The organism is Falsigemmobacter intermedius, assembly GCF_004054105.1.
Lineage (GTDB): Bacteria > Pseudomonadota > Alphaproteobacteria > Rhodobacterales > Rhodobacteraceae > Wagnerdoeblera > Wagnerdoeblera intermedia.
Genome location: NZ_SBLC01000085.1, coordinates 1 through 4,852, shown reverse-complemented (window position 1 = coordinate 4,852; position 4,852 = coordinate 1). Strand labels below are relative to the sequence as shown.

The 4,852-nt window shown below is 59.3% G+C and carries 3 protein-coding genes, 2 pseudogenes and 1 other annotated feature; all 5 genes and pseudogenes read left to right on the top strand.

The annotated features are described in order from the left end of the window. Positions 1–370: 370 nt before the first annotated feature. Entirely contained in the window at positions 371–1,318 is a 948-nt protein-coding gene (locus EP867_RS18840; RefSeq protein ID WP_128490984.1) for a methionine ABC transporter ATP-binding protein, read from the top strand. A 6-nt stretch (positions 1,319–1,324) separates the two neighbouring features. Continuing rightward, on the top strand, positions 1,325–1,993 hold the full coding sequence (locus EP867_RS18835) for a methionine ABC transporter permease (RefSeq protein WP_128490983.1): 669 nt from the start codon (positions 1,325–1,327) through the stop codon (positions 1,991–1,993). Positions 1,994–2,007: 14 nt separating this feature from the next. After that, positions 2,008–2,820 carry a MetQ/NlpA family ABC transporter substrate-binding protein gene (locus EP867_RS18830; RefSeq protein WP_128490982.1) on the top strand — a complete coding sequence of 271 codons (813 nt, stop codon included), beginning with the start codon at positions 2,008–2,010 and terminating at the stop codon, positions 2,818–2,820. Positions 2,821–3,048: 228 nt separating this feature from the next. Beyond that, positions 3,049–4,275, top strand: a pseudogene (locus tag EP867_RS18825) (IS3 family transposase). Next, positions 3,329–3,445, top strand: a sequence feature (AL1L pseudoknot). Its footprint overlaps the pseudogene before it by 117 nt. 40 nt (positions 4,276–4,315) lie before the next feature. After that, positions 4,316–4,792, top strand: a pseudogene (locus tag EP867_RS18820) (DDE-type integrase/transposase/recombinase); the annotation flags it as partial. Between the last annotated feature and the right edge of the window lie 60 nt (positions 4,793–4,852).

Below are 4,852 nucleotides of genomic sequence, written 5' to 3'. Positions count from 1 at the left end.
TCTTCCCACAACAACCAGCCGTTTCCGTCTGCCCCGCTGCGGTGAAGGGGTGTTTAGACAGACCGCGCGACAGGTGCAAGAGCGAAAAGTGCAGTTTGTGTGATTTTTCTCTAAGATGCTGAAAAATCTGAACCCCTGACCTCTGAGAGTTGCGGGAAGGCCGCCTGAAACGGGCCCTTAAACCGTTTCTGCTCCACTCTGGCGAATCTCATGGCGGGAGGCGGGGCTGGTCCGGGCTCATATCACGGTGAGGAATGCCCGTTCTGTGCTTTCGCTGACTGCGGGGACGTTGCTCCGGGGAGTTCAGAAAGATAGGAAGCCAATTCCCGAGTGGTTCGGCTAAGGTGCAGGTGATGAAGGAACGGGCAGTATGATCTCTCTCAGCGCGGTTTCGCGGCACTTTGGAACGGGCGCCTCACGCGTGGCCGCTGTCGACCAGGTCGATCTTGAGATCCCTGGCGGAGAGATTTTTGGCGTCATTGGATATAGTGGCGCGGGCAAGAGCACTCTGATCCGTCTGCTAAACGGGCTGGAACGTCCGACGGCCGGGCGTGTGGTGGTGAACGGCACTGACATCGGCGCGGCCTCAGAGCGCGCCCTGCGCCAGGTTCGCCCGAAGATCGGGATGATTTTCCAGCATTTCAATCTGCTGTGGTCGCGCAGTGTGCGCGGCAATATCGCTTTGCCGATGGAAATCGCGGGCCTGCCGAAAGAGGAGATCCGCCGCCGCACCGAAGAACTGATCGGGCTGGTCGGCCTGGACGGCCGGGGTGATCACTGGCCGTCGCAATTGTCCGGCGGTCAAAAGCAGCGCGTTGGCATTGCGCGTGCTCTGGCCAATCAGCCCGACGTTCTGCTTTGCGATGAGGCCACTTCGGCCCTTGACCCTGAGACGACGGATCAGATCCTTGACCTGCTGGCCGGGATTAACCAGCGCCTCGGGCTGACCATCGTGCTCATTACCCATGAGATGCATGTCGTGCGCCGTATCTGCACCTCGGTGGCTGTGATGGAGGCCGGGCGTGTGATTGAAACCGGCCCGGTGGCACAGATCTTTGCCGCCCCGCAGCAGGCGGTGACGCAACGCTTCCTCGGGCAGATCGCGAGCGCGGAGCCGAAGAGGCTGCGTATCGGCCTGCATCCCGACGCCGCGCAGCGCCTGCTTGAGATTGCCGCCACTCCCGAGCTTGGGATAAGCCTGAATAACCTCACCCGTGAGGGGGATGTTTTCCGTGGTGAACTTCTGATCCGGCCTGAGGCCCTTACCGATGGCATCGCGCAGCTTCGCGACGCCGGAATTGACGTCTGGGAAGGGTGACCGGATATGCTGACTTCTCTCTTTCCGCGGGTGCGCGGCGATCAGCTGTGGCAGGCCACCCTCGACACACTTTATATGACAGGGGTTTCGGGTCTGTTAACGGCCGCCCTCGGTCTCGCGCTCGGAGCCGTCCTTTTCCTGACCTCACCCGGCCAGCCGCTGGCCAACCGGGTGATCTACCGGGCGGTGTCTCTGGTGGTTAATATCGGGCGGGCCATTCCCTTTATCATCCTGCTTGTGCTGCTGATCCCCTTCACCAAGGCGGTCATCGGCACCATTCTGGGCGTCAACGCCGCCCTGCCCGCACTGATTTTTGGCACCGCGCCCTTCTATGCCCGCCTCGTTGAGATCGCCTTTCGCGAAGTCAGCCGTGGCGTCATTGAGGCGACCCGCGCCATGGGCGGCGGTATGGGCACGATTTTGTTCCGTGTTCTGATCCCCGAAGCCGCACCCGCGCTGGTGTCGGGCATGACGGTGACTCTGATCGCGCTGGTATCTTATACCGCGATGGCAGGGGCGATCGGCGCCGGCGGCCTTGGCCACCTGGCTTATCTCGAAGGGTTTCAGCGAAACAATCGTCAGGTCATTTTCGTCGCCACGGCGGTGATCCTGGTGCTGGTGTTCGCCATTCAATTCGCAGGGGACCGCCTGACGCGGCACCTCGATAAACGCTGAAGAAAGGGTTTAGCATGTTTAAAAAGGCTCTGGCCGCCGTTGGCCTTCTCGCTCTCTCAACCTCGATGGGTATGGCTGAGACCACACTGAAGGTCGGCGCCTCCCCCGTGCCGCATGCTGAAATCCTGGAATTTGCAAAGCCGCTGCTGAAAGAAAAGGGCATCGAGCTCGAGGTGATCGTATTCCAGGATTACATCCTGCCGAACACCACGCTGGCCGGAAAAGAGATTGATGCCAACTACTTCCAGCACGTCCCCTATCTGAACCAGGTCCTGGCTGAGAACGCTGGCAACCCCGACTTCAACCTGGTCAATGCCGGTGGCATCCATGTCGAGCCGATCGGCATTTACTCGAAGCGCTGGAAATCGCTCTCTGAACTTCCGCAGGATGGCAAAGTCATCATGCGCGATTCCGTCGCCGAAGAAGGTCGCATCCTGTCGATCTTCGCCCGCGAAGGCGTGGTGAAACTGAAAGAGGGCATCGAGCCGGTGGCGATCCGCATCACCGACATCGTTGAAAACCCCAAAAACCTCACCTTCCTTCCGAACATCGAAGCCTCGCTGCTGCCGCAGGTCTATGCCAATGATGAGGGCGATGCCGTCACCATCAATGCCAACTACGCACTCGGCGCGGGCCTCGATCCGGTGAAAGATCCGGTCGCGCTGGAATCGGCTCAGAACAACCCATACGCCAATATCATCACCGTCCGCGCCGGAGACGAAGAGCGCGCTGAGATCAAAACTCTGGTGGAGGTCCTGCAATCTGAGCCGGTCCGCGCCTGGATTAATGAAACCTACAAAGGCGCTGTGATCCCGGCCGAGAAATAAGCCTGGCTCCTGTGTTAAAGGACGGCCCCCCGGGGGCCGTTTCTATTTGACCCAAAGCTTTCGGCAGAGACACCTTCTGCTGAGCCTGTAAACACTCGAAGAAATGGCAGGACCAGTGCCCTGAAAGGTACGGCTCCTCTGACGACGCCCTTAAAGAGGGGCTGGCCATCCGGAGTGAACCGCACCGGGTTTGCCGGAGGCTCCAACTCCTGAGTAAGGTGGAGCATCATGAGCAAAACAACAAACAAGTTTTCCCCTGAAGTGCGCGCACGAGCTGTGCGGATGGTTCTCGACAACGAAGGCCAGCATAGCTCGCGTTGGCAGTCGGTGATGTCGATCGCGGCGAAGATTGGCTGTGCGCCCCAGACGCTGAACGACTGGATCAGGAAGGCCGAGGTCGACGGGGGCAAGCGGCCGGGCGTTTCCAGTGAGATGTCGGATCGCATGAAGGCCCTGGAGCGCGAGAACCGCGAACTGCGGCAGGCGAATGAGACCTGCGCAAGGCGTCAGCATATTTTGCGATGGCGGAGCTCGACCGCCGATCGAAGTAATGGTGGGTTTTATTGATGCCCATCGGGGCAGCCACGGGGTCGAGCCGATCTGCAGCCTTCTGCCGATTGCCCCATCCACCTTCACGCCCATCTCGCAAGGCGATTCGATTCGACACGTCTGTCAGCTCGCGTGCGGCGGGACGAAGCGTTCCGCCCTGAGATCCGACGCGTCTTCGAAGAGAACTATCAGGTCTATGGGGTGCGCAAAATCTGGCGGCAACTGCGCCGTGAGAGGTTCGACGTCGCCCGCTGCACCGTAGGTCGGTTGATGAAGGTCATGGGTATTCAAGGCGTTATCAGGCGCAAGCCGCATCGGACGACGATTCAGGACAAGAAGCAGCCTTGCCCACTGGACAAGGTTAACCGCCAGTTCCGGGTTCCCGCCCCGAATATGCTGTGGGTCAGCGACTTCACTTATGTCGCGACCTGGAGGGGCTTCGCTTACGTTGCTTTCGTCATCGATGCCTATGCTCGCAAGATCGTCGGCTGGCGTGTCAGCACAACGGCTCATGCCGGGTTCGTTCTCGATGCCCTGGAGCAAGCCGTCCATGACAGGCGTCCGGCAAAAAGTATGGGACTGATCCACCACAGCGACCGAGGATCGCAATATCTGTCCATTCGCTACAGTGAACGGCTGGCAGAGGAGGGTATAGAACCCTCGGTGGGCAGCGTCGGTGACAGCTACGACAACGCCCTGGCAGAGACGATCAACGGTCTGTTCAAGGCAGAGGTCATTCACAGGCGCGGGCCATGGCGGTACTTCGAAGCCGTGGAGTATGCTACTTTGGAATGGGTCGACTGGTTCAACAACCGCCGCCTGCTTGAGCCAATCGGGAACATCCCGCCAGCCGAGGCAGAGGCGAACTTCTATGCAGCTCTGGAAACTGAAACCATGGCCGCATAACTAACCGTAATCAGCCTCCGGCAAACCCGGTGCGGTTCACCTTGTTGGTCTGACAAAGTCCCGTAAGACATGGAGCTTCGGGCTTTGCTTCCTGCACCTGAGAAACGTCCAGGGGCATCCATGGAACCATAAACGCGTTCGCCGGATCTATTGCGAACTGGAACTAAACCTGCGGATCAAGCCTCGCCGACGCATCAAGCGTGATAGGCCCGAAGAACTGACAGTGCCAGATGCATCAAATGTGGCTTGGTCTATGGACTTCATGGCCGATCGGCTCGCTGATGGGCGTCAATTTCGGCTGCTGAATGTCCTGGACGACTTCAAACGCGAGGGGTTGGGCATTGAGGTTGACTTCTCGCTGCCTGCCGAGCGGGTGGTCCGTGCGCTCAATCAGATCATTGAATGGCGGGGCAAACCTCGGTCAATACGTGTCGATAACGGGCCGGAATACATCAGCTCGACTCTGATGATTTGGGCCGAAAAACAAGGAATTGCACTGAACCATATCCAGCCCGGAGCTATGCGGGATTTTGGGTGATACGGCCTGATCAAGCGGCGCGATTTTCGGCGACGCTGG